Origin of the sequence: Streptomyces sp. NPDC051561 (genome assembly GCF_044454195.1) — a bacterium.
In the GTDB taxonomy this organism is placed as follows: domain Bacteria; phylum Actinomycetota; class Actinomycetes; order Streptomycetales; family Streptomycetaceae; genus Streptomyces.
Genome location: NZ_JBITDM010000010.1, coordinates 122,208 through 146,308, shown reverse-complemented (window position 1 = coordinate 146,308; position 24,101 = coordinate 122,208). Strand labels below are relative to the sequence as shown.

Here is a 24,101-nt window from a genome sequence, read left to right as displayed (position 1 = left end):
CTTGGGGATGCGGGGGCGATTCCCTGGGAGGACGGGCGGGCGATCCTCCGAGGAGGCTTGTCCACGATCCTCCGAGAGGCCGCGTCCACGATCCTCCGAGAGGCCGCGTCCACGATCCTCCGAGAGGCCGCGTCCACGATCCTCCGAGGGGGCGTGGGGATTGCCCTCCGCGGGAGCATGAGGATTGCCCTCCGCGGGGACGCGTGAACGATTCAATCGTCGGATATTCACAGCGGGTTCAGTTCCTCTCGGGCCCGGTCGGCCCTTCGGGGCTTGTCGGGGAAGACCCAGGCGCGGAGCAGCAGGAAGCGCAGGACGGTGGCGGCGAGGTTGGCGATGACGAGGACGGCGAGTTCGCTGCGGTGCGAGGCAGAGCCGGTGGCGGTGCCGAGCGCGGCCAGGGAACCGCTGGTCAGCGCCAGCCCGATGCCGAATACGACGAGCCCCTGGGCCTGCTGGCGGACGGCTCGGCCACGGCCTCGTACGCGGAAGGTGAGGCGGCGGTTGGCCGCGGTGTTGGCGATGGCGGACAGCAACAGTGCTGCCGCATTGGCGAGTTGCGGACCCGAGGCCGTCCGAGCGAGCGAGTACAGGGCGAGATAGAGCAGCGTGCTGAGTACGCCGACGCAGCAGAAGCCGATCAGCTGGCGCACCAGCCCCCTCGGTACGGCGTCGAGTTCGCGGTCACGCGGATCGTCCCCGAACGGCCTGGCCAGCCGGTCAAGCGGTAGCGCCCCGACCGTGAGCGCCCGCCCCACCCGCCACACCCCCTTGAGGTCCTCGACGGCGGTGCGGACGATCCGCACGCTGGAGTGCGGATCGTCGACCCAGTCCACCGGGACCTCGTGGATGCGCAGTCCGGCGCGTTCGGCGAGCACCAGCATCTCGGTGTCGAAGAACCACCCGGTGTCCTCGACCATCGGCAGCAACCGCCGCGCCACATCCGCCCGTATCGCCTTGAACCCGCACTGGGCGTCGCTGAAACGGGCGGAGAGGGAGGAACGGAGGACCAGGTTGTACGCCCGTGACACGAACTCGCGGCGCGGGCCGCGCACCACCCTCGACCCATTGGTCAGCCGGGTGCCGATCGCCAGGTCGGAGTGTCCGGACACCAACGGAGCGACCAGGGGGAGCAGCGCCTTGAGGTCGGTGGACAGGTCCACGTCCATGTACGCGAGTACGGGCGAGTCCGAGGCCTCCCACACGGCTCGCAGCGCCCTCCCACGCCCCTTCTGCCCCATCCGCACCGAGCGCACCTCGGGCATCTCGGCTGCCAGACCGGTGGCGATGTGCGGGGTGCGGTCGGTGCTGGCGTTGTCGGCAACGGTGATGCGGAAGGCGTAGGGGAAGTTCTGGGTGAGGTGCTCGTGGACGCGTCGTACACAGGGTTCGAGGTCGTCCTCCTCGTTGTAGACGGGGATGACGAGGTCGAGCAGGGGGGAGCCGTCGGGGCGGGGGGTCATCGGCCGACGGGCGGGGAGGGTGATGCTGTCCCGATCCCGGTCCCGGCCTTGGTCCCGGCGGTCCCAGCCCTGGACCTGGTCCTGGTCCCGATCACGGTCCCGGTCCCGGGGGTCCCGGAGGGAGCTTTCGAAGGGTGGCCTCATGGGAACGACGTTGGTCGAAGAGGCTGTTGAGGGGGTGTGGTGAGGCTGTGGGTGGGCTGTGAGGTGGGGCGGGGCGGCCGACTGCGGGGCTAGGGGTGCGGCCCGGCTCAGCGCCGCCCTACCGGAACCGCGCCGTCCGCCACATCGGCACCGGCACCCTCCCTCACATCCGCCGGCAGCCGCACCGAGAAAACCGTGCGCCCCGGCTCGCTCTCCACGCCCACGGTGCCGCCGTGCGCGCCCACCACGGCCCGGACTATGGCGAGACCCAGTCCCGTCGAGGCAACCGGCATGCCGGACGCAGCAGCTGAGCCGCCTCCACCCACCGTCGCGCCGGCCCGCGTCCGCGACACGTCACCCCGGGCGAACCTCTCGAAGACCCGTCCCACCAGCTCCGGCGCGATGCCGGGCCCGTCGTCCCGTACCTCCACGACGACCTCACGGCCGGCCTCTTCCGTACGTACACAGGCGGTGACCCGGGTTCCAGGTGGCGTGTGGGTACGGGCGTTTCCCAGGAGATTGACCAGGACCTGCTGAAGGCGGGCGGGGTCACCCCGTACGAGAACAGGCTCGTCCGGCAGCTCCAGCCGCCAGAGGTGTTCCTGCCCGGCCGCCCTGGCGTCACTCACCGCATCCACCACAAGCGGAAGGAGGTCAGTGCTCTCCCAGGAGAGCGGTGTCCCAGGCGACTTCGCGAGACCGGAACCGGAACCGGAATCACATCCGGAATCGCAACCGGAATCGGAGCCGGAATCGGAATGAGAATCAGCGCCAGGCTTCCCGGCCACCCCCTCCGCCCCCGCATCCAGCCTGGCCAGCAGCAGCAGGTCCTCCACCAACCCCGTCATCCGCGTCGCCTCCGACTCGATCCGTCCCAGCGCATGCCGGGTGTCGGGCCCGGTGGCCGCCGCCTCCCGGCCACGCCGGGTGAGCTCGGCGTAGCCCCGTATCGAAGCCAGCGGCGTACGCAGCTCATGACTGGCGTCCGCGACGAACCGGCGTACCCGCATCTCGCTCTCCTGCCGTGCCGTCAGCGCGGAACCAACGTGCCCCAGCATCCGGTTGAGTGCCGCGCCCACCTGCCCCACCTCGGTACGCGAGTCCGCCTGCGCCTGTGGCACCCGCTCGTGGAGCGCCACTTCCCCCCTGTCCAGCGGCAGTTCGGACACCCGCGTCGCGGTCGCCGCGATCCGCCGCAACGGCCGGAGAGCGGCCCCCACCAACGCATGCCCGGCCAGCCCGGCAGCCACCAGCGCCGCGAGCGTCACACAGACGACCACCACGACGAGGGTATGAACAGTCCCCTGGACCCCCTCCAGCGGAAACCCGAGGACAACGGTCCGCCCCTCAGCACTCCCGTCGGAACCAGAACCGGAACCAGAATCGGCCTCGTTACCGGAACCCGCCTCGGTTCCGGAACCAGAGCTGGACCCCTTACCGGAACCAGAATCGGAACCAACCCCAGAACCCGATCCGGAATCAACTCCGGAATCAGCCCCATCCACATACCCCAAAACCCTCCCCGCCCCAGGCCCCACCCCGGGAAACCCACCGGGCCCCCCGCCCCCGCTCCCAGTCCCGGCCAGCACCCGGTAGTCCCCGAGCCCCGGTACCGACACCGTGTGCGGCTTGCCGTCCCTGGGCACCGCCTCCAGTGCCTTCACCTGCGCCGCGTCCAGCTGCTTCAGCTGCGCCTTGTAGCGCGCACCACCCGCCGCGGCCGACTCCTCCTTCACATCCACACTGGTCACACCGGCACCGTTGCGCACACCCACGGCCTTGAGCGGGTTCCCGGGAGCGGCCACGAACTCCATCCCCCACCCGTGGTCCCGCTCCACACTCGCGTTCAGTTGGTCGTCCACCTGCCGTTCCAGGTACGACTGCAACGCGACGGACGTCACCGCTCCGACCACCACCGCCACCACCGCGACAAGCGCCACGCAGCACACCACCAGCCGCGCCCGCAACGACAGCCCACCAGCCCGAATCCGCCGCACCGGACCCTGTCGACTCATCAGTCCCCGCGCCCACCCCGGAACCGAGACCCGCACCTCACCCACCCGGCTTGATCAGATACCCGGCCCCACGCCGCGTATGGATCATCGGTGTGCGCCCCGCGTCGATCTTCTTCCTCAGGTACGAGATGTAGAGCTCGACCACATTCGCCTGGCCCCCGAAGTCGTAGTTCCACACCCGGTCCAGGATCTGCGCCTTGCTGAGCACCCGCTTCGGATTGCGCATCAGGAACCGCAGCAGCTCGAACTCGGTCGCGGTCAGCCGTATCTCTTCCTCAGCGCGCCACACCTCATGGCTGTCCTCGTCCAGCCGCAGATCCCCCACGACCAGCTCCGACGCCGACCGCACACTCGCTCCTGCCCCACCTCGCGCACCAGCCACACCAGCGCTCCGCCGGATCAGCCCGCGCAGCCGCGCCACGACCTCCTCCAGGCTGAACGGCTTGGTTACGTAGTCGTCGCCGCCCGCGGTCAGCCCCGCGATCCGGTCCTCCACCGCGTCCTTCGCCGTCAGGAACAGCACGGGCACGTCCGGCAGGTCCTCGCGCACCCGCCGCAACACGGCCAGCCCGTCCATGTCCGGCAGCATGACGTCCAGCACGACCGCGTCGGGCCGGAACTCACGCGCCCCACGCACCGCAGCCGCCCCATCGGCCGCACTGCGCGTCTGCCACCCCTCGTACCGCAGCGCCATACACAGCAGCTCGGCAAGCGGAGCCTCGTCGTCCACCACCAGGACGCGCACGCCACCGTCCTCGCCGGCCGTGCCCGCACTCACGCGCGCACCCACGCTCGCCCCGGCCGGGCCGCCCGTCCCCGCACTCACGCCCGCGCCCACCCGCGCCATCTCTGTTGTCCGCATGCGGCCAGCCTGTCCGGGGCCGGTGAGAGTGCCCTTTTCCGTTCCTGTGAATCAGCTGAGAACCGTGAGAGCCCATCGCCCGGACGAAAGGCGGAAGGACGCGGGCTCATCGGCCGGACAGGAGGACCTGAACGCACCGCCCGGACGGAGGCCTCAAGCGCTGGGCCGAGAAGAAGCACCCGGGACCGGAATAGCCGCCCGGACCACCCTGTTGCCCCCACATGACCTCCGACACCACCCCCTCCGCCCACTCCTCCACCTACGGTCGCCTCGGCATCTGGAGCGGAGCGCTCCGGGCCGCCACGCCCGCAGAGCACCTCGAACTGTCCGACGCGGTGACCGAGTTGGAGGACCTGGGATACGGAACGGTGTGGTCCGGCGGTAGCCCGTCTCTGGACGACGTCACTCCGCTTCTTGAGGCGGCCGGTCGGATCAAGGTCGCGACCGGCATCCTCAGTCTCTGGGAGCACACCGCCGAGGCGGTCGCCGCTCAGGCCGCCCGCTTCGAGGAGCAGTACCCGGGCCGCTTCGTGCTCGGCCTCGGGGTCAGCCACGGCGCCTTCGCCCCGCAGTACGCCAAGCCGTACTCGGCGATGGTCGCCTACCTGGACGCGCTCGACGCGGCCCCGGTCCCGCTGCCCGCCGGACGCCGGGTGCTGGCCGCACTCGGCCCGAAGATGCTGGATCTGGCCGCGACGCGATCGGCCGGCGCCCACCCGTACCTGGTCACCGCCGAGCACACGGCCCAGGCCCGCGCCGCACTCGGCCCCGACGCCTTCCTGGCCCCCGAACTCACCGTCGTACTGAACCCGGACCTGGACCAGGCACGCACCGTCGCCCGCACCATGCTCACCATGTACCTCCAGCTCCCCAACTACACCAACAACCTCCTCCGCCTCGGCTTCACCGAGACCGACTTCGAGGACGGCGGCAGTGACCGCCTGCTGGACACGCTCTTCGCGCTGGGCGACGCGGACCGCGTACGGGCGAAGGCCGAGGAGTTCTACGCCGCCGGCGCCGACCACCTGGCCCTCCAGGCCCTGACCTCGGCCGACCGCCACGCATCGCTGCCGCGCGAGGAGTGGCGCGAGCTGGCCAAGGCGCTGCTCTAGGCGCTGCCGCAGGCCCGGGAGGGGAGAGGCGCCACTCGCGACGGGTGGCCACCCTCACCCAGAACAACTCCGAGCACGTCGGGGGCGGGCCGCGCGGTGGCGGCGTGCCCCCGGCCTCCCCTGCCCCTCACAGCCCGAAGAGCCGCGCCCCGTTCCCGTAACAGACCGCCCGCAGCCACTCGTCCCCCAGCCCGAGCCGTTCCAGCGACTCCAGCTGGTGCAGGTATCCGTACGGAATGTTGGGAAAGTCGCTCCCCAGCAGCACCCGTTCTCCCAACTGCCCCAGCCGCCCCAACTCCTCCGTGGGGAAGGGCGCCATCCGCTCGCTGAAGTCCGTGAACGCCATCGTCGTATCGAGCCTGACCTCCGGATACCGCTCCGCCAGATCCATGAAATCGGCGTACTCCGGCATCCCCATGTGCGCGACCACCAACCGCAGCCGCGGGTGCCGCTCCAGCAGCTCCCCCATGGGCCCCGGCCCGGTGAACTTCCCCGGCATCGGCCCCGACCCGCAGTGCGTCACCACCGGAATTCCCGCCTCCGCGAGCAGCCCCCACACCCGGTCCAGCTCGCTCGCATTGGGGTCGTACGCCCCGACCTGCAAGTGCGCCTTGAAGATCCGCGTCCCGCTCTCCACTGCTTCTCGTACGTACGTCTCGGCGCCCGGCTCCGGGTAGAAGGTCGCCGTCCGCAGGCACCCCTCCACCCGCGCGGCGAATTCCGCACCCCACCTGTTCAGCCACTCGGCCATGCCCGGCTTGTGCGGATAGATCATCGAGGTGAACCCCAGCACCCCGAACTCCCGCAGCAGCGCGATCCGCCGGTCCTCTTCCAGGCGGTACGTGATCGGCCACGCGACCCCGGTCATCGGCCCGACGGCGTCGAAGTACTCCCACACCTTGGTGAGCACCCGCTCCGGCATGAAGTGCGTATGCACATCCACCAGCCCAGGAACGCCGATCCGCGCCGCGAACTCCCGTACCGCATCTGCCTCATCGCTCATCCCCGCACGCTACGTGCCCCCCACACACAAACGCACCCCTCAGAACAGCCCGTCCTGCACCCCTGCCCCGCGCCCCTCCACCCCTTTCACCGGAACCGTCACTCCACCCCCGGCATCCCCTCTCCCCAACTCCCACCCCTCCATCAACCGACTGTCCAGCACCACCACCTCGCCACCCGCCTCCAGATACACATCCGGCCCCGCCACCGCCACCACCCGCCCCGCCACACTTCCCCCAGTTACCAGTTCCCCGATCACTCCCGTCACCTCAGTCCGCCCACCCCCTCCAGCCTCTCCGCCCCTGCCGTCCCCCTGAACCGCATCCAGCCCGTACACCCCCACCAGATCCACCACCACACACGCCACCCGCTCCAGCGCCTCCGGCCACCCCATCAGCCTCACCGACCGCTCGTGCAACTCCCGCACCTCCGCAGCCCGTTCACCCGGACCCGGCAAGGCCCCCCGCACCGCCCGCTTCCGTACGTACGAGATCCGATCGGGCACCCCAAGAGCCGCCCGCAACAACTCCTCGCACCGCCGCGCCGCCATCAACGGACCCCGCCCGAGCCAGCTGAACGCCACCGCCCCCTGCTCCCGCAGCCGCGCCGCCCCACGGTCCTCCCGCGTGATGCCGACCTTCACCAGCCCCGGCCCGAACCACGCCAGATACACGGCGTACGGCCGCGGATCGTCGGCCATCGTGTCGGCCGCCACCGACCGGGACCGGTCCAACTGCGCACACTCCGCGCACTGCGCCCGCGTCGCCCGCCCCTGCGCGATCACAGCAGAAAGGGGGCACGGATTCCCCCGCACCCCCACACACCGCCGCTCCCCAACCACCCGGAAGGCAATGCTCCGGCCGTACGTCGTCACCCGGGCCGCCCCGCCCTGCCCCGGCTCCCGCACCTCACCGGACACCTCCGCCCCCCGCTCCTCCGCCCCACACTCCTTCGTCCCGAACGAAAGCGGACTGACCCGCTCCTCGCCCACCCACCGCAGCACGGGCCCCTCCTCCGGCCACCCCATGCCCGCAGTGCGCCACACCATCTCCCCGCTCACCTCTCCTGCCACTCCGACCTCCCCTGCCACTCTGGCGTCGCCACTGCTCCAGCTGCCCGGTCCAGCCCGATCAAGCCTCTTCGCCAGCCACCGAAGGGAGCTGATCAACTCACCCCGACCTGAGTACCTGCGCGCTCCCCCGCGCCCACCCGGGGCGCCATCCTGAAGCCATGAGCCCCCAAGGACGCACCCAGTCCCTTCCGCAACCGCTGCCGACCCTCATCCTCGCGGTGATCACCCTCGGCACCTGGGCAGCCTGCCTCGGCTGGGACCAGACCCGCGATGCGCACCCCGACGGCTCCACCACCGGCCCCTACGAGGCCTGGCAGGTCATCGCCCTGGTCCTGGTTCTGCTGGCCCCGCTCTACTGGACGGCCTCCCGCCACCAGGTCGCCTCCGGCGTCCTGGGCACCACCCTCGGCCTCACCGCCGCAGCCTTCATCGACTGGTCCGACGACGCCAGCGGCCTCTTCCTGATCGGCACAGTGATGGTCGCCCTCGGCAGCCTTGCCGCCACCACAGCCGTCTCCACCCTGATCGCCGTCGCGACCCGGAACCGCGCGCACTCCACGGTCTGACGCCCTCGCCGAACCCACCAGGGCAACGCAAGAGGCCCCGGACGCGATGTCCGGGGCCTCTTATCAATGTGCACTCGGCAGGATTCGAACCTGCAACCTTCTGATCCGTAGTCAGATGCTCTATCCGTTAAGCTACGAGTGCTTGTCGCTGTGCTTCCGGGCCGTTTTCCGCCCCGTCGGCGTTGCAAGAAGAACATTACATGACCTGCGCCGTCATGCGAAATCCATTGCGCACACCCGGCCTGAGCTGCGAAAACACTCGGACGAGTGACGGCCGACACCGCCATCTGCGCCGCTGCGCCAACCACCCGCCGGCGGCCTCACAGCAAGATCCGAACCGGCTTCCGCCCCCGGGAACGACCGAAGCCCCGGTCCTGGTGGACCGGGGCTTCGTGTGCTGGCGGAGGCGGAGGGATTTGAACCCTCGATGGGCTTTAAGACCCAAACCGCATTAGCAGTGCGGCGCCATAGACCGGACTAGGCGACGCCTCCAGCACGACCCGAAACGCCATCGCTTGCGCGATCGCGAGTAGGTGCGTTGCAGATGATGGCACAGCATTGCGCGGTGTCACCAATCGCACCCCACGGTACTAGGCGTCGGGGCCGCAGGGCAAAGCACTTCCGACGCGAGTGCCGACCGGCCGGAAGGGGTGGCGGAGGCGGCAGGAGTGGAGGGTCTTACCCCGGGTATGCGCCAGGGGTACGTGCCTGTCGCGTCCGCTCGGGTGCGCGTTCAACAGCGCTCCGGTTGCACGTCCGGGGGCGCTCCGAGTGCGCGTTTGGGGGTGCCGCGGGCGCGCGTCCGGGATCGCCCACAAGATCCACTTAGGGCGGGTCCGATGCTCACACTCATCCGCCGTCACGCCCGTATCCCCAGCCTTTAGACTTCATCCAGTGACAACGCGCGGCCCGAGGGGAAAAATTGGGGTCGCCGGAGGGTCACCGACTGGGCAAGTTGCAGTAATCAGGGAGGAACCGTCGTCGTGAGCAGCAGGCCATCCCGAGGCGCTGCTCGCCTCGCAGCGATACTCGACGCACTTCCGGACGGGCTTGTGCTCGTCAATTGCAATGGGACTGTCGTCAACGCCAACACCATCGCGCTGGAGACCTTCGAGACTCCGGGCACCGCACTGGTCGGGCGCGGACTGCTCGACCTGTTGCCGGAGTTCGACTCCAAGCTGATTCCCGGCTCGATGCGCCGCCCGGACAACGCCGACGCGCAGGGCCGCACCAAGCCGACCCGGATGATCGCGCGGCGGACCGACGGGACCGAGTTCCCGGTCGAGGTGACCAGCGCGAACCTGGAGGACGGGCGGGACGCGTTCAGCGGCGAACGGGCGGCCGGTTCCACTTCGCTGACCGGTGACGAGCTGCTGATGCTCGTCGTTCGGGATCTTTCGGGCACCGTGGACACCGAGGCCGAGCTGGCCCGTTCGCAGCGGCAGACCGAGATGATCCTGCGGGCCGCGTCCGAGGGCGTGGTGGGGACGGACAACGACGGGCGGATCGTGCTCGCCAACCCGGCCGCCGCGCAGATCCTCGGCTTCCGGGCCAGCGACCTGGGCGGCAGGTCGCTGCACGAACTGGCCGTGCACTCGCGGGCGGACGGCACGCCGTTCCCGTACGAGGAGTCGCCGCTCGCCGACACCCTGAAGTCGGGGCGCAAGCACCGGGTGCGGGGGCAGGTGCTGTGGGCGAAGAGCGGCAAGGCCGTGCCGGTCGACATGACGACGGCGCCGGTGCGCGACGGGGAGCAACTGGTCGGCGCGGTGATGACGTTCACCGACCGCCGCCCCTACGACGAGCTGGTCGCCCAGCACGCCGAGGAGCTGGACGCGGTCGCCGCCCAGCACACCGAGGAACTGGCCACCACCCGCGAGCGGTACGACGCGGAAGTCGCGATGGGCCAGGAGCGGTACGAGGAGCTTCAGAAGCAGCACGCGGAACTGTCCGCGCGGCACGCCCAGTTGAGCGCGGTGCTCGACGGCTCGCTGCGTGGGCCGCTGCAGGAGCTGCGTGGTGAGCTGGGGACGCTGGCCGCCGACCCGGCGGGGCAGCTGTGGCCCGAGGCCAATCAGGTGCTGCACCATCTGTCCGCCGGATATGCCCGGATGACCACATTGGTCGACAACGTGCTGGGTTACCAGCGGCTGGCCGCCGGTGTTGAGCCGTTGGTCAAGGCGACGGTGCTGGTGGACGGGGTCGTCGCGGCGGCCGTGGAGGGTGCGGTCGAGCTGATCGGGCCGGGGCGCGTCCAGTTCGCCGTGCACGCACCTGCCATTGAGGCAGAGGTGGACGGCGTACGGCTGGCCACGGCGCTGGCGCACCTGGTGGCGGATGTCGCCGGGGTCGACTCGACCGGCAAGGCTCCGGCGGCGCTGGCGGCTTCGGCCGGTGGGGGTTACGTCGACTCGACGATCGTGGTGGCCGCGGCCCAGCGCGGAGAGGTCGTGCGCTTCGAGGTGCGGGGGCCCTACGCGGGCGGCGATCCGGTGCACGAGCCGATCGTGCGGGGCATCGTGCGGGCACACGGCGGGGTGCTCCAGACGCACGAGGTGCCCGGCATGAACGGCAGCGCGTATGTGCTGGAGGTGCCCCTGGGGGCGGGCTCCGGAGCGGTCCAGGCCGCTGCTTCACAGGCGGCTCCCGTCGCCGAGGAGCAGGCGGCTCCCACCCCGGGGGCGCAGGCCGCTCCCGCCCCGGGGGCGCAGGCTCCGGCGGGCGAGGGTGCTGCGGTGCCGGCTCAGCAGGGCGGCGGGCGGCGGGCCCGGCGGGCCTCCACCGACGCGTTCCTGGACAGTGGCCAAGAAGAGCACACGGGCGGTTCCGGCGAGGCGGGTGCGCCGGGCGGGGACACGCGGGGCGCCGAGACGCAGGCCGCTCCGAGCGGTCGGCGGCGGGCCAGGCGCGGTCCGGTCGAGGAGCCGCAGGAACTGATTCCGGCGCAGGGCACCGGCGAGGGTGCCGGCGGCGCGGGTGGCGGTACGGGCCGCAGGCGCGGTCGTCCGAGCCCGGCCGAGGGGCCGGAGGGCAGTAGCGACTTGGGTGCGGGCATGGGCACGGGCTCAAGTGCCGTTGTCGGTACGGAGGCTGGGGCCGGCGCGGGTGCGGGTGTGGGCGCCGGGGCAAGCAGCGGTGCGGGCACTGGTGCGGGCGCCGATGTCAGTGGCGTTGACGGCGGTACGACGGGTCCTGGCGCAGGGCTCAACGGCGGTGCGCCCGGTGCGGGTGACGGCGGGGGCGGGCAGGCTCTGGCGCTGCCCTCTCCCGCGCGGTCGGCCGAGAGCTCCGGTGAGCGGCCCGATGGCGGCGCCGAGGGGTCCGTGGTGACGGCCGGTGAGGGTGCTGCGGCCGGGCGGGCGGCACTCGGTGACACGGTGCCCCCGCAGGGAGTGCCGCAGAGCGTGCCGCCCCACGGGATTCCCGGTCAGAGCACCGAGGCGCAGGCGCCGACGGGCCGTCGTGCCCGCCGTGCGGCGAGCGCGATGCCGGCGCTGCCGCCCGCGGGTTCCCCGGACCAGGGCTCGATGAATGGGCAGGCACGGCCGGAGTCCGCTTCGGAGGCTGGTCACGGAGACGCCCAGACGCCCGGGGCCCTTCGTGCGAATGCCCCCGGAACCGCTCAGGGTGAGGGCGGTGCCCCCGCCGGGCCTCCGTTCGCCCTGCCGCAGTCCACCGCTCCCGGTGGCGGCCAGGGGGCCGCTCCCGCCGACGGCGGGCAGCCCGGCGACGACAGTTCCGGGCACGGTCAGGTGCTCGCCTCCGCGGGGGCCGTACAGCAGCGCGGTCAGAGCCAGAACCAGGGACCGAACCAAGGCACTTCGGGTGGCAGGCGGGCGCGTCGTGCGCTGGCCACCGCTCCGGCTGCAGAGGCGGAGGCTCCGCGCGGCCCGTTCGCGCTGCCGCCCGCCGAAGCGGACCGCCACCCCGGCGACGACACCCGCAACCCGTCCGGCGAGCAGCAGGCATCCTTCGCCCACGGCGGATGGCCCACGCCCTCCGCGCAAGTGGCGAACCCGGCGCAGCCGCAGCCCCTGCCTCTCCCGCAGGCGTCGCCGCACACCCAGTCGCAGCCGCTTCCGCTGCCCGCGGAGGCCACCCACTCGACCCAGGGGCGTGCCTTCAGCGTGCGGACCCTCGGGCAGGGCATGCCGTTCGCGCAGCAGATCGCGCAGCAGCAGAACCAGACCCTTGGCTCCGGGCGGCGGCGCAAGCTGGCGACCCCCTCGGAGGACGAGCGTCCGGTGGCATCGTCGCTTCCGGACGAGCCGGAGGCCCGGCCGCATCCGCACACCGGATCCCAACAGGGTTCGCCCGGACCGCAGTCGGGCACTCAGGGCGGCGCCCCACAGCCGGGTGCGACGCCCGGCCCGGCGGCCGTACAGATGCCGCACCAGCAGTTGATCTCGACGCCGTCCGAGGGTCGCGCCTATGCGATAGGCGCACCCGACGAGGGCAGCGAGGGCCCCGAGCCGCTGGACGGCCCCAACGGTGCCGTCGAGGTCGCCAACCGGCCCGTGCCGCAGCCCGTCGACGACGAACTGCCTCCGGAACCGCTGGACAACCCGCGCCGGCTGCTGGTGTGGCCCGCGCCGGACGTGTCCACGGAGCAGGCGCTCAGCGACCGCGGCTACCGGCCGGTGATCGTGCACTCCCGCGAGGAGGTGGACGCGCAGATCGCCGCCTTCCCGGCCGCGCTGTTCGTCGACCCGCTGACCGGGCCGATCACCCGTACCGCCCTCCAGTCCCTGCGCCAGGCAGCCGTGGCGGCCGAGGTTCCGGTGCTGGTCACGGCAGGCCTGGGGCAGGCGACCCGGGAGGCCGCGTACGGAGCGGACCCGGCGGTGCTCCTCAAGGCGCTCGCCCCGCGTGACAGCGAGCAACACCCGCCGAGGGTGCTGCTGATCGAGGAGCACGAAGAAATCGCGCTCGCCCTCAACGCCACCCTGGAACGGCGCGGCATGCAGGTCGCACGCGCCGCGAACGACGACGAGGCGGTGGCGCTGGCCACCCAGATGCGGCCGAACCTGGTCGTGATGGATCTGATGCTGGTACGTCGCCGGAGGGCGGGCATCGTCGACTGGCTGCGTGCCAACGGGCAGTTGAACCGGACCCCGCTGGTTGTCTACACCTCCGCCGGGCTCGACCAGGCCCAACTCCCGCGCCTCTCCTCGGGAGAGACGGTGCTCTTCCTCGCGGAGCGCTCCACCAGTTCCGAGGTGCAGGGGCGGATCGTCGACCTGCTGGCGAAGATCGGTACCAACTGACGTACGGGCATGGATGTTTCACGTGAAACGGTGCGGCGCTGTTTCACGTGAAACGGGCGGGTGAGTGTTTCACGTGAAACGCTCACCCGCCCGTTCGCATCCGGCTCCGGCCGGAACTACAGCTCGGTGACGTCCAGCTCCCCGTCCGCGTAGCTCTTGCGGATCACCTTCTTGTCGAACTTGCCGACGCTTGTCTTCGGCACCGCCGGGACAATCGCCCAGCGTTCCGGCAGCTGCCACTTGGCCACCGTTCCGGCCAGGAAGTCCCGCAGGTCGTGGTACGTCACCGTGGCGCCCTCCGTGAGGACCACGGTGGCCAGCGGACGCTCACCCCACTTGTTGTCCGGAACGGCCACCACCGCGGCCTCGGCCACCTCCGGGTGCGCCATCAGGGCGTTCTCCAGATCGATGCTGGAGATCCACTCACCACCGGACTTGATGACGTCCTTGGTCCGGTCGGTGAGGGTCAGATAGCCGACCGGGCTGATCACTCCGACATCGCCGGTCTTCAGCCAGCCGTCGGCACTGAACTTGTCCTCCGGCTTGAAGTCCTCGCCGCCCGCGCCGCCGTAGTAGGCACCCGCGATCCACGGACCGCTCACCTCCAGCTCACCGGCCGACTCACCGTCCCAGGGCAGCAGTTCACCGGCGGGGCCGACCAGCCGGGCCTCGACGCCCGCGGGGAGGCGGCCCTGGGTGATGCGGTACGGCCACTCCTCCTCGGCGGTGAGCCCGGCCGGCGGGTGCGCCATGGTGCCCAGCGGGGAGGTCTCGGTCATGCCCCATGCGTGACACAGCCGGACGCCGAGCCGGTCGTACGCCTCCATCAGCGCAGGCGGACAGGCCGCGCCGCCGATGGTGACGTTGGCCATCGAGCTGAGGTCGCGCGGGTTCGCGGTGACCTCGGCGAGCAGGCCCTGCCAGATGGTGGGGACCGCGGCGGCGTGGGTGGGGCGCTCGCGCTCGATCATCTCGGCGAGCGGGGCGGGCTGCAGGAAGCGGTCGGGCATCAGCATGTTGATGCCGGTCATGAAGGTGGCGTGCGGCAGGCCCCAGGCGTTGACGTGGAACTGGGGGACCACGACAAGGGTGGTGTCCTTGTCGGTGAGGCCCATCGACTCCTTCATGTTGACCTGCATGGAGTGCAGGTAGATGGAGCGGTGCGAGTAGGTGACGCCCTTGGGGTCGCCGGTGGTGCCGGAGGTGTAGCAGAGGGCGGCGGCGCTGCGCTCGTCGATGTCCGGCCAGTCGTAGGTGGTCGGCCGGTCCGCGATCAGCTCCTCGTACTCGTGGACCCGGGGGGTGCAGCCGTCGAGCAGGGAGCGGTCGCCGGGGCCTGCCAGCACGACGTGCTCGATGGTCGGCATATGCGGCAGCAGCGGGGCGAGCAGCGGCAGCAGCGAACCGTTGGCGATGACCACGCGGTCGGCGGCGTGGCTGACGATCCAGGCCAGCTGCTCGGCGGGGAGCCGCAGGTTGAGGGTGTGCAGTACGGCGCCCATGGAGGGGATCGCGAAGTACGCCTCGACATGCTCGGAGTTGTTCCACATCAGGGTGGCGACCCGCTGGTCACCGACGACGCCGAGTTCGTCGCGCAGGGCGTTGGCGAGGCGGGTGGCACGTTCGCCGATTTCGGCGAAGCTGCGTCGCTGTGGCTCGGCCTCACCGGTCCATGTCGTGACCTGCGACTTTCCGTGGATGGTCATCCCATGCTTCAGGATGCGGGTCACGGTCAGCGATACGTCCTGCATGGTGCTGAGCACGGCGTCCTCCCGGTGGGCGCGCGAATGGCACTGGCACTGGGCGTCACTCGCCCGTGCGTGTCTGGCCGATTCTGCGCACGTACCCAGCGGTATGTCACTACCTGGGGGTAACCAAAAAGGAGAGAGATCTTTGCCGGTCAGCGGGCCGGAGTCAGTTCCGGGTCCTCGCGGAGCTTGCCCAGCGCGCGGGAAACCGCGCTCTTGACCGTGCCGACGGAGACACCGAGCACCTCGGCGGTCTGCACCTCGCTCAGGTCCTCGTAGTACCTGAGGACGACCATGGCGCGCTGCCGGTCCGGAAGCTTCATGATCGCGCGCCACATCGCGTCGTGCAGCACCTGCTGCTCGGCGGGGTCCGGGGCGGGCGGTGCGGTGGAGCCGGGGATGCTCGGCTCGGGAAGGTCCTCGCAGGCGAACTCGTCGACCTTGCGCTTGCGCCACTGCGAGGTGCGGGTGTTGACCAGCGCCCGGCGGACGTAGCCGTCCAGGGCCCGGTGGTCCTCGATGCGCTCCCAGGCGACATACGTCTTGGTCAGCGCGGTCTGCAGCAGGTCCTCGGCGTCGCACGGGTTGGCGGTCAGCGAGCGCGCGGTGCGCAGCAGGACCGGTCCGCGGGCCCGGACGTAACTGGAGAACGACGGGTATCCGGTGAAGGAGGTGGCGTGCCCGGCGTGCCCGGTGGCGGCCTTGGATGCGCTGGTGCAGACAGGCGTGGTCATGTGTTCCACGCTAGAAGCGGCCGCCGCCCCGGGGATCGGCCCCAGGTCCCGAAGACATGTCCGCCTCAGGTTGTAGAGGTGGGGCAGGCCCCACCTCCTGAAGGTGGAGGGGGGCCCGGGGGGTATCAGGGTCGGGTCTCGGGGGCGGCGCCTTCCCACCCACGCCCCCGGGGAGGAGGCGAGGTGAGGGTGGGGTGGGGGCGAGGCAGGGGCGGTCGCTCATCTCCGGGTGCGGGCCACCAGTGCGTCGACCCGATTGCGGTCGATGTTCAGCCGGTGGCCGCCGTGGGTCTCACGCACCTGGCCCGCGTACTGATGGATCCGGCGGTGCGGTGTCCAGGCGTTCCCGGCCAGCACCGGCTCGCGGTGCGGTGCCGGAGGGGTGTGCCAGCGGGCGAACCACATGGCGGTGGGCAGATCGGCGGTGCGCGCCCGCCGGGCCAGCTCCATGTGCCGCACGCCTGAGTTGGCACTGCTGTAGAAGCCGGGAAAGTAGCCGTGCCGACGGACTTCCCGGTTCCAGGCGCGGACGAAGGCGAGAGTGCGCTGGGCGCAGGGCTTGTTCCCGATGTCGTACGCCTCCATGTCCAGGTAGAGGGTGCTGCCACGGAACAGACCGAGCCGGCCGGCCCGCTCCACCGCGTCGCGCGCCTGGGCCGTGCCCTGCTGCCAAGGGTTGCGGCCGATGACAAAGCGCCGCTTGTGGCCCGCGTTGACGCAGGGCGCCTGGGACCCGACGTACACCGCAAGGATGTACCAGCCCATCCGGCCGACGGACTGGACCCACTTCCTGCCGAGGTGTTTCTGGCGCGGGCAGCCCCGGGCCGGGCCGCCGAAGTAGATGCCGACCGCGCGGTAGGAGGAGGAGCGGCGCCAGGCCCTCATGGTGGCCGGCGAGGGGGCTTCACAGGTGTCGAAGGCCCAGCCGTTGAAGTAGACGGGCTTCCCGGACCCGGCGCTGGACTGCCCGGGGTCCGCATCCCCCGCCGAGGCGTCGACCGGCAGCACCAGGGTGGCGAGTGAGGCGACCAGCGCGGCCACCAGACCCACCGCCCGCCCGGGTGCCTTTTGTCGTACGTACGCAGAAATTCTCATTAGGTACATACGGTGAGCTAACGGTCATCTGGTGGTCGCGTCCACGACTCACGCCGAGGCGGTCAGCAATCCGCCCCCAGGATCAACCCGGATGTGGGAACCCCGGTGCCCGCCGTCACCAATGCCCGCTCCGCGCCCGGCACCTGATTGACCGAGGTCCCCCGGATCTGCCGGACCGCCTCCGCGATCCCGTTCATCCCGTGCAGATACGCCTCCCCCAGCTGCCCGCCGTGTGTGTTGAGCGGCAGCGCGTCCGCCGCCACAAAATCTGCCGCCTCTCCGGGCTTGCAGAACCCGAACTCCTCCAGCTGCATCAGCACGAACGGGGTGAAGTGGTCGTAGAGGATCCCCACATCGATCCCGGTCGGCGACAGCCCCGACGTCCGCCACAACTGCTGTGCCACCACGCTCATTTCGGGAAGCCCGGTGAGATCGTCCCGGTAGAAGCTCGTCATCTGCTCCTGACCGCGCCCGGCGCCCTGAGCCGCGGCGACGATCACCGCGGGCGGCTTGGCGAGGTCACGGGCACGCTCGGCCGTCGTCACCACGATCGCCTGCCCGCCGTCCGTCTCCTGACAGCAGTCGAGCAGCCGCAACGGCTCCACGATCCAACGCGACGCCGCGTGTTCGGCGAGCGTGATCGGCTTCTGGTAGAAGTACGCCGCCGGATTGCGCGCCGCATGCCGCCGGTCGGTCACCGCGACATGCCCGAACGCCTCCGGCGTCAGCCCGTACGCGTGCAGGTAGCGCTGCGCCGCCATCGCCACCCAGGACGCCGGCGTCAGCAGCCCGAACGGCAGCGCCCACCCCAGCGCCGCCCCCTCCGCCGACGGCTCCCGCCGCTGCACCCCGGACCCGAACCGGCGCCCCGACCGCTCGTTGAACGCCCGGTAGCAGACCACCACTTCGGCCACCCCGGACGCCACCGCCAGCGCCGCCTGCTGCACGGTCGCGCAGGCCGCACCTCCGCCGTAGTGCACCCGCGAGAAGAAGGACAACTCGCCGATACCGGCCGCCTGGGCGACGGTGATCTCCGGGCTGGTGTCCATGGTGAAGGTGACCATGCCGTCCACATCGGCGGGGGAGAGCCCGGCGTCGTCCAGCGCCGCGTGCACAGCCTCCACGGCCAGCTTCAGCTCACTGCGCCCGGAGTCCTTGGAGAACTCGGTCGCCCCTATCCCCACGATGGCGGCCTTCCCGCCGAGACTGTCGGCCCTGCGGACACTCATGCCGACCCCCCGTCCTGGGACGCAGCGCCCTGGAACACAGCCCGGGAGGCGTCCTCGAAGGCCCCCTCGAACGCGACCTTCACCGTGCCGGTGACGTGGTTCCCGATGCCGTTGGCCCCGACGACCGTGATCTCCGCCGTGCCCGCCGCCCCGTCGACCTCCGCCACCGTGCCGCGCAACACCATCGTGTCCCCCGGGTAGTTGGGCGCCCCGAGCCTGATCTTTACCGCGCGCAGCCGCACTCCGGCCCCGAGGCTGTCGGTCACATACCTCCCGACCAGGCCATTGGTCGTCAGGATGTTCATGAAGATGTCAGGCGACCCCTTCTCCCGCGCGGCCTCGGCATCGTGGTGCACGTCCTGGTAGTCGCGGGACGCCACCGCCCCGGCCACGATCAAGGTACGGGTCACCGCTATCTCCATCGGCGGCAGTTCCTCACCGGCCTTCATCCCTCAGCCCCTTCCTCCACGAGCAACCCACCGAGTTCTTCGAGCGCTTGTCCCGCACCGCCCAGATACGCGTCGATCTGTCGCCCCCACAGGAAGTGCCGGTGCACCGGATACTCCACATCGGCCCCTATCCCGCCGTGCAGATGCTGTCCGGCATGCACCACCCGCCGGCCCGCCTCCGACGCCCACCAGGCGGCGGTGAGCGCATGGCTCGCACAGCTCAGCCCCTGGTCGTACCGCCAGGCCGCCTCGTACGCCGTGACCCGGATCGACTCCGTGTCCATATGTGCCTCGGCCGCCCGGAGCTGGACCCCCTGCTTGGTCGACAACGGCCGCCCGAACTGCTCGCGCTCCGAGGTGTACCGCACCGCCTGCGCCACCGACCCCGCGCACACCCCGGCCTGGAGCCCCGCGAAGGCGATCCGCGCCGCGCCCCTGACGCGCCGGTACGCCGCCGGACCCGGCCCGCCCAACCGCTCGCCCCGCGCCCCGTCCAGCCTGAGCCGCCCCGCCGACCAGGGCGCGGTGGTTTCGACCGGCTCGACGCCGACCCCGGTCTCTCCCGTACGTACGACCCACAGCCCCCGGTCCGCGTCCGGCACCACCACGTGGGTAGCGTCCCGCAACCACGGCACCGCCGGGACCGACCCCGACAACGCACACACGTCCGACTCCGCGCCGGCTTCCGCCCGAACGGGGCCCACGCCGGTGGCCGAAAATGCGCCTACGGCCACCACAGACCCGTTTCGCAGCCCTGGAAGCAACAACTCCCGCTGCTTTTCGGACCCGTAAGCACCCACGGCGAGCAGTCCGTAAACACCGGTGGCCGCCAGCGGAACCTGCGCGGTGGTCCTGCCCTGTTCCTCCAGGAGGAGTACCAGCCCCAGCAGTCCGACTTCCTCGACCGCCTCCAGCAGACCGGCCCCCACCAGCCGCTTCCACAGCTCGGCATCCGTGCCGGTCCCGGCGGCTGCCAGCCGCTCGTGCGTCGAAAGATCACCGAGGATCTCTGCCGCCAGGTCCCGCACGGCCTGCTGCTCCTCGCTCGGAGTGAAGTCCATCCCCGTCACTCCCCACCCTCGGCACTGACCCCGGCGACCGGCCGGAACACCGGCAGCTCCAACTCCGCGTCGAACCGCTCGAACTCCGCCCGCACCCGCATCCCGATCCGCACCTCGCCGGGCTCCACCCCGACCACATTGCTGATCATCCGCACCCCCTCCGCCAGCTCGATCAACCCCACGGCACAGGGCGGGGAGAAGGCCGGGAACGCCGGGTGGTGCATCACCACGTACGAGAAGACCGTCCCCTCACCGCCGGCCTCGACCGTGTCCCACTCGGCCGAGCCACACGCATTGCAGCCGGGCAGCCACGGGAACCGCAGCGTCCCGCACCCCTCGCCCGAGCACCGCTGGATCAGCAGCCGGTGCGCCGCGACCCCTTCCCAGAAGCCCGCGTTGTCCCGGTTGATCACCGGCCGGGGGCGCAACGCCTTCGTCTGCTCGGGCGCAGACGCCTTGCCCGCATCCCCGCGAGCCGCTTCACTCCCGTGCTCGCGAGCCACCGCCCCCGCATCGCCGCGCACCGTCCCGTCCACGACACCCTGTTGAGTTGTCAAAGTGCCCGCGTCGCCCTTCCCGCGCGGCGCGTACTTGAGGATCCGGAATCGGTGCGTCCCCGCCAACTTCCCGTTGCCGTACACATCCATCCGCGTCGTGACGAAGTGACCGGCGCCCAACTTGGTCGTCTTGCGGTCCGACACCGACTCGATCACCGCGTCGAAAGTGATCCGGTCGCCCGGCCGCAGGTCCCGTACGTACTCCTGCTCGCAGTCGGTGGCGACCACCGAGGTGCACCCCGCGCCGTCGAGCAGCGCGAACAGGTCGTCGTACGCCGACGTGCGACCGGCCCCCGACCCGTGTCCGGACAATCCGCCCATCGTCCAGGCCTGGAGCATGGTCGGCGGAGCCGTCGCGTCCGGCCCTTCGTATGCCGGACTGGTGTCTCCCATCGCTTCGCACCAGTGCCTGATCATCGATTCGTTGACCAGGTCCTTGCCCACTGCCGAGGTGGCTGCCGCCAGCCCCTCGTACTTCTTCAAACGGTCGAGGAACTCGCCCCGTTCCCCCATCCCGCTACTTTCTGTAACCAATTTCGCGCCCACCGCACCCACCGCCTCTCCCATCACTTCCCTCACCGCTTCCCCCTGCGCATCCCAAGCCGCATCGTCGCGACGATCTCCCGCTGCACCTCGCTGACCCCGCCCCCGAAGGTGTTGATCTGCGCGGCCCGGTTCATCCGCTCCAGCTCGCCGTCCCCGAGCACCCCCGGCGATCCGGCCCGCACCAGCCCGACGTCGCCCACCACCTCCTGGCACAACTGGTAGACCGCGACCGCACTTTCGGTTCCCACGAACTTCACTCCGCTCGCGTCCCCCGGCGCCAGCGTCCCCGCGCCCACATCCCCCACCAACCGCCAGTTCAGCAACCGAACCGCCGCGAGCCTGGCGTGCGCCTCCGCCAGCCGAGCCCGCACCCAGGGCCTCTCACCTGGCCTTTCGCCCGTCGCGGGGTCCGTGGTCCGGGCGTATGCGAGCGCCTCGGCGAAAGCGTCCTGGGCCTGCATGCCGATTGCCGCGAGCGCCACCCGCTCATGGTTCAACTGGTTGGTGATCAGACCCCAGCCACCGTTCTCCTCACCCACCAGATTCCCGGCCGGCACCCGGATCCCGTCGTAGTACGTCGCCGTGGTGGTCAGCCCGCCCACCGTCTCGATCGGCGTCCAGGAGAAGCCGGGCGCATCCGTCGGCACCAGCAGAATCGATATGCCCTGGTGCTTCGGCGCCTCGGTGTCCGTCCGGCAGGCGAGCCAGATCCAGTCCGCGTGCTGGGCGTTGCTGGTAAAGATCTTCTGCCCGTCGATCAGCCACCCGCCGTCTCCGGCAGCCGCGCCATCAACCGCGCCGACACCTCCGCCACCAGCCCCGTCACCTCCCCTGCCGTCACCCTCCGTACGCACGGCCCGGGTCCGCAGCGAAGCGAGATCGGTGCCGGCCGACGGCTCGCTGTACCCGATGGCGAAGACGAGCTCGCCGCGCAGAATCCGCGGCAGGAAGAAGTCCCGCTGCTTCTGGGTCCCGTACTTCATCAGGGTCGGACCCACGGTGTTCAGCGTGACCATCGAAACCGGGGCGCCCGCCCGGTACGCCTCGTCGAAGAAGACGAACTGCTCGTCCGGGCCGCGCCCCTGGCCGCCGTACTCCTCGGGCCAGCCGATCCCGAGCATCCCGTCGCCACCGATCCGCCGCAGCAGCGCCCGCTGCTCAGCGGGGTTCTCGGGCGCCCCGTCCGGCATCACTTCACGGAAGTACGAGCGGAGTTCGGTGCGCAGCCGCTGCTGGCGCCCGGTCGGTGCGAGATGCACGGCGGTGTCCTCCGGCGGGTTTGCCCGGTCGTACGGGGAAGCGCACGCGACCCGTGTCGTACGGGAAGGCGGCGCGGCCGGGTCGTACGACGGAACGTACGGAACGAGGTTTCTGACTGTCCGTCAGATTTGGCCGCCCTGTCAAGGTCACGGACATTGCCGGGCCACACCCGCCCGCAAGCCGACGCGCACCGGTCCGCAACGGTGCCCGGACGCGGAAATGCCTGTGCGGCGGCGCCGAAGCACCGCCGCACAGGCAGTTGTTCACCCCGCAGCACAGACCCTCATCGGGTCGAGCGGACTACCAGAGCTCGGTGAAGTTCACCGCGACGTTCTCGTTGCCCTGGTTGATCGAGGTGAAGCCGGAGCCGTTCACGCTCGCGTTGTTGCTCTGGTTGGAGGCGCCGGCACCGTTGGCAACCTGCTGGGTGGTGGTGGCGTTGCCGTTGTTCGTACCGCCCACGCCGCTTCCGTTCACGGTGGCGACAGCCGCGTTGGAGCCGTCGTCAGCGAAGGACCCGTTGTCGGCAGTGGCGACACCCGTGAAGAGGGCGGCGGCGAGGGGGAGCGCGGCAACAGCGGCGAAGATGCGGGCATTACGCATGGTCAATTCCTCCAGGAATTGTTAAGTACGGCTGATTCCGAGGAAGTTGGCCGGCTGCCTCGGTGCTGGTGACGACGTCGCAGCACCAGAGTTGCCCACCGAACCCCGGCGAACCACCCACCACGCCCTTATTCACGCTCAAGCGTGAGGTTTTGTCGATAAACCCCCAACCTCACCCCAAAACATCCAGCTCAGTGCCAAATGGCGCATGAAACCCAGTAACCCCATAAGAGGAAGCGTTTCGGCAGATTTTCAGCCAAATTTCCCCACTTCCCTTGTTCGAACATTCGTACGACTATGGAGTCATGGCCTCTCCAGACCGGCTCACCGCCACCCTGGCCCTCGCGCACGCCCTCTCCGCGGCGGAGCGCGGCCTCCCCGTGATTCCCCTGTCCCGCACCAAGCTCCCGGCCCTGCGCTCCCCGCACCACGACGAGGACACACCCGGGGCCACCCCAGGAGCCACCCCCGAGGGCTCGCGCGTCGGCCCGCCCTGCCGCGGCGAGTGCGGCCTCCCCGGCCATGGCGTGTACGACGCCTCGACCGACCCGGCCGTCGTCCGCGCCCTGTTCGCCGCGGCGCCCCGCGCCACCGGTTACGGCATCGCCTGCGGCCGCCCGCCGCACCACCTCATAGGCATCGACCTCGACACCAAGCACGGTGACGATCCCGTCGCCGCCCTCGAACGCCTGGGGAGCGAACACGACTTCACGCTTCCCCCCACGGTCACCGTCCTCACCCCCTCCGGCGGCCGCCACCTCTGGCTCACCGGCCCCGCAGGCACCACGGTCCCCAACTCCGCGAGCCGCCTCGCCCCCGGTATCGACATCCGCGGCACCGGCGGCTATCTGGTCGGCCCCGGCTCCCTCACCACCCACGGCGTCTACCGTCTGGCCCCCGGCACCGCCCAGCTCCCGGCAGCCCCCTGCCCGCCCTCACTCCTCGCCCTCCTGGCCCACCGCCCCCGCCGGCCCCCGCCACCCCCCTGGTCCCACTCCTCCCACTCCTCCCACTCGTACAGTCGGGGCCACGGCCTGGTGGAATTCGTCCGCACCGCCCGCCCGGGCCAGCGCAACACCCGCCTCTTCTGGGCAGCCTGCCGCGCCTACGAGAACGACCTCGGCGAAACCCTCGCCCCTGCCCTCACCGAAGCCGCCCTCCACGCCGGCCTCACCCTGGCCGAGGCCCGTTCGACCCTGGCCTCTGCGGCCCGCCTCACCTTGGGGACGCGGGCCTGACCCCACGGCATCGGGAAACCGCACGAGTGCGGCGGGGGGCGCTACGGTGTGCGTCCCCACGACGTCGCCGGGGTCCCG

Annotated in this window: 18 protein-coding genes and 2 tRNA genes; 4 read left to right on the top strand and 16 right to left on the bottom strand. The window is 70.9% G+C overall.

Features of this window, described 5'->3' with window-relative positions; genetic code table 11:
* Nucleotides 1-227: 227 nt before the first annotated feature.
* From ACIA73_RS22945 to ACIA73_RS22935, 3 genes are all read right to left on the bottom strand, one after another.
* A complete protein-coding gene (locus ACIA73_RS22945) occupies nt 228-1,463 on the bottom strand; it encodes a glycosyltransferase (RefSeq protein WP_399440633.1) in 1,236 nt (411 codons plus the stop codon).
* Between the two features lie 251 nt (nt 1,464-1,714).
* Nucleotides 1,715-3,547 (bottom strand): sensor histidine kinase, encoded by a 1,833-nt coding sequence (locus ACIA73_RS22940; protein WP_399440506.1) that lies wholly within the window; start codon nt 3,545-3,547, stop codon nt 1,715-1,717.
* A 112-nt stretch (nt 3,548-3,659) separates the two neighbouring features.
* A complete protein-coding gene (locus tag ACIA73_RS22935) occupies nt 3,660-4,484 on the bottom strand; it encodes a response regulator transcription factor (protein ID WP_399440505.1) in 825 nt (274 codons plus the stop codon).
* A 221-nt stretch (nt 4,485-4,705) separates the two neighbouring features.
* Between ACIA73_RS22935 and ACIA73_RS22930 the strand changes: the two genes are divergently transcribed.
* Complete coding sequence (locus ACIA73_RS22930) at nt 4,706-5,596, top strand: LLM class F420-dependent oxidoreductase (RefSeq protein WP_399440504.1); 891 nt, start codon at nt 4,706-4,708, stop codon at nt 5,594-5,596.
* Between the two features lie 127 nt (nt 5,597-5,723).
* Here the strand turns inward: ACIA73_RS22930 and ACIA73_RS22925 are convergent, their stop codons facing one another.
* Nucleotides 5,724-6,599 carry an amidohydrolase family protein gene (locus ACIA73_RS22925; protein ID WP_399440503.1) on the bottom strand — a complete coding sequence of 292 codons (876 nt, stop codon included), beginning with the start codon at nt 6,597-6,599 and terminating at the stop codon, nt 5,724-5,726.
* 39 nt (nt 6,600-6,638) lie between these two features.
* Entirely contained in the window at nt 6,639-7,646 is a 1,008-nt protein-coding gene (locus tag ACIA73_RS22920) for a DUF2797 domain-containing protein (RefSeq protein ID WP_399440631.1), read from the bottom strand.
* A 182-nt stretch (nt 7,647-7,828) separates the two neighbouring features.
* Between ACIA73_RS22920 and ACIA73_RS22915 the strand changes: the two genes are divergently transcribed.
* A complete protein-coding gene (locus ACIA73_RS22915) occupies nt 7,829-8,236 on the top strand; it encodes a hypothetical protein (protein ID WP_399440502.1) in 408 nt (135 codons plus the stop codon).
* Between the two features lie 69 nt (nt 8,237-8,305).
* Here the strand turns inward: ACIA73_RS22915 and ACIA73_RS22910 are convergent.
* A tRNA-Arg gene (locus ACIA73_RS22910) sits at nt 8,306-8,378 on the bottom strand.
* Between the two features lie 256 nt (nt 8,379-8,634).
* Nucleotides 8,635-8,728 (bottom strand) — tRNA-Ser (locus ACIA73_RS22905).
* Nucleotides 8,729-9,219: 491 nt separating this feature from the next.
* Here ACIA73_RS22905 and ACIA73_RS22900 point away from each other — a divergent pair.
* A complete protein-coding gene (locus tag ACIA73_RS22900; RefSeq protein ID WP_399440501.1) occupies nt 9,220-13,503 on the top strand; it encodes a PAS domain-containing protein in 4,284 nt (1,427 codons plus the stop codon).
* 116 nt (nt 13,504-13,619) lie between these two features.
* On the opposite strand, the gene ACIA73_RS22895 is transcribed toward ACIA73_RS22900, so the two are convergent.
* From ACIA73_RS22895 to ACIA73_RS22855, 9 genes are all read right to left on the bottom strand, one after another.
* Nucleotides 13,620-15,266 carry a long-chain fatty acid--CoA ligase gene (locus tag ACIA73_RS22895; protein ID WP_399440500.1) on the bottom strand — a complete coding sequence of 549 codons (1,647 nt, stop codon included), beginning with the start codon at nt 15,264-15,266 and terminating at the stop codon, nt 13,620-13,622.
* Between the two features lie 137 nt (nt 15,267-15,403).
* Nucleotides 15,404-15,985 carry a SigE family RNA polymerase sigma factor gene (locus tag ACIA73_RS22890; protein ID WP_399440499.1) on the bottom strand — a complete coding sequence of 194 codons (582 nt, stop codon included), beginning with the start codon at nt 15,983-15,985 and terminating at the stop codon, nt 15,404-15,406.
* Between the two features lie 219 nt (nt 15,986-16,204).
* Nucleotides 16,205-17,080, bottom strand: a complete 876-nt coding sequence (locus tag ACIA73_RS22885) for a DUF1906 domain-containing protein (protein WP_399440498.1) — start codon at nt 17,078-17,080, stop codon at nt 16,205-16,207.
* 62 nt (nt 17,081-17,142) lie between these two features.
* Nucleotides 17,143-18,309 (bottom strand): lipid-transfer protein, encoded by a 1,167-nt coding sequence (locus ACIA73_RS22880; protein WP_399440497.1) that lies wholly within the window; start codon nt 18,307-18,309, stop codon nt 17,143-17,145.
* Nucleotides 18,306-18,758 (bottom strand): MaoC family dehydratase, encoded by a 453-nt coding sequence (locus ACIA73_RS22875; protein WP_399440496.1) that lies wholly within the window; start codon nt 18,756-18,758, stop codon nt 18,306-18,308. The genes ACIA73_RS22880 and ACIA73_RS22875 overlap by 4 nt, the downstream gene beginning before the upstream one ends.
* On the bottom strand, nt 18,755-19,819 hold the full coding sequence (locus tag ACIA73_RS22870; protein ID WP_399440495.1) for an acyl-CoA dehydrogenase family protein: 1,065 nt from the start codon (nt 19,817-19,819) through the stop codon (nt 18,755-18,757). The genes ACIA73_RS22875 and ACIA73_RS22870 overlap by 4 nt, the downstream gene beginning before the upstream one ends.
* A gap of 5 nt (nt 19,820-19,824) precedes the next feature.
* Nucleotides 19,825-20,889, bottom strand: a complete 1,065-nt coding sequence (locus ACIA73_RS22865; RefSeq protein WP_399440494.1) for a bifunctional MaoC family dehydratase N-terminal/OB-fold nucleic acid binding domain-containing protein — start codon at nt 20,887-20,889, stop codon at nt 19,825-19,827.
* A 62-nt stretch (nt 20,890-20,951) separates the two neighbouring features.
* A complete protein-coding gene (locus ACIA73_RS22860; RefSeq protein WP_399440493.1) occupies nt 20,952-22,181 on the bottom strand; it encodes an acyl-CoA dehydrogenase family protein in 1,230 nt (409 codons plus the stop codon).
* Between the two features lie 301 nt (nt 22,182-22,482).
* A complete protein-coding gene (locus ACIA73_RS22855; RefSeq protein WP_399440492.1) occupies nt 22,483-22,785 on the bottom strand; it encodes a hypothetical protein in 303 nt (100 codons plus the stop codon).
* A 305-nt stretch (nt 22,786-23,090) separates the two neighbouring features.
* On the opposite strand from ACIA73_RS22855, the gene ACIA73_RS22850 reads away from it, so the two are divergent.
* The gene (locus ACIA73_RS22850) at nt 23,091-24,023 is read left to right on the top strand and encodes a bifunctional DNA primase/polymerase (RefSeq protein ID WP_399440491.1); all 933 of its coding nucleotides are present in this window, start codon (nt 23,091-23,093) and stop codon (nt 24,021-24,023) included.
* The last annotated feature ends 78 nt before the right edge of the window (nt 24,024-24,101 follow it).

Bases quoted from the DNA above. Each gene is read 5' to 3' on its own strand.
- ACIA73_RS22870 (WP_399440495.1), bottom strand. From the start codon at position 19,819: ATGGACTTCACTCCGAGCGAGGAGCAGCAGGCCGTGCGGGACCTGGCG.
- ACIA73_RS22880 (WP_399440497.1), bottom strand. From the start codon at position 18,309: ATGAGTGTCCGCAGGGCCGACAGTCTCGGCGGGAAGGCCGCCATCGTG.
- ACIA73_RS22855 (WP_399440492.1), bottom strand. From the start codon at position 22,785: ATGCGTAATGCCCGCATCTTCGCCGCTGTTGCCGCGCTCCCCCTCGCC.
- ACIA73_RS22865 (WP_399440494.1), bottom strand. From the start codon at position 20,889: ATGGGGGAACGGGGCGAGTTCCTCGACCGTTTGAAGAAGTACGAGGGG.
- ACIA73_RS22885 (WP_399440498.1), bottom strand. From the start codon at position 17,080: ATGAGAATTTCTGCGTACGTACGACAAAAGGCACCCGGGCGGGCGGTG.
- ACIA73_RS22915 (WP_399440502.1), top strand. From the start codon at position 7,829: ATGAGCCCCCAAGGACGCACCCAGTCCCTTCCGCAACCGCTGCCGACC.
- ACIA73_RS22920 (WP_399440631.1), bottom strand. From the start codon at position 7,646: ATGGTGTGGCGCACTGCGGGCATGGGGTGGCCGGAGGAGGGGCCCGTG.
- ACIA73_RS22930 (WP_399440504.1), top strand. From the start codon at position 4,706: ATGACCTCCGACACCACCCCCTCCGCCCACTCCTCCACCTACGGTCGC.
- ACIA73_RS22945 (WP_399440633.1), bottom strand. From the start codon at position 1,463: ATGACCCCCCGCCCCGACGGCTCCCCCCTGCTCGACCTCGTCATCCCC.
- ACIA73_RS22875 (WP_399440496.1), bottom strand. From the start codon at position 18,758: ATGAAGGCCGGTGAGGAACTGCCGCCGATGGAGATAGCGGTGACCCGT.
- ACIA73_RS22935 (WP_399440505.1), bottom strand. From the start codon at position 4,484: ATGCGGACAACAGAGATGGCGCGGGTGGGCGCGGGCGTGAGTGCGGGG.
- ACIA73_RS22890 (WP_399440499.1), bottom strand. From the start codon at position 15,985: ATGACCACGCCTGTCTGCACCAGCGCATCCAAGGCCGCCACCGGGCAC.
- ACIA73_RS22850 (WP_399440491.1), top strand. From the start codon at position 23,091: ATGGCCTCTCCAGACCGGCTCACCGCCACCCTGGCCCTCGCGCACGCC.
- ACIA73_RS22925 (WP_399440503.1), bottom strand. From the start codon at position 6,599: ATGAGCGATGAGGCAGATGCGGTACGGGAGTTCGCGGCGCGGATCGGC.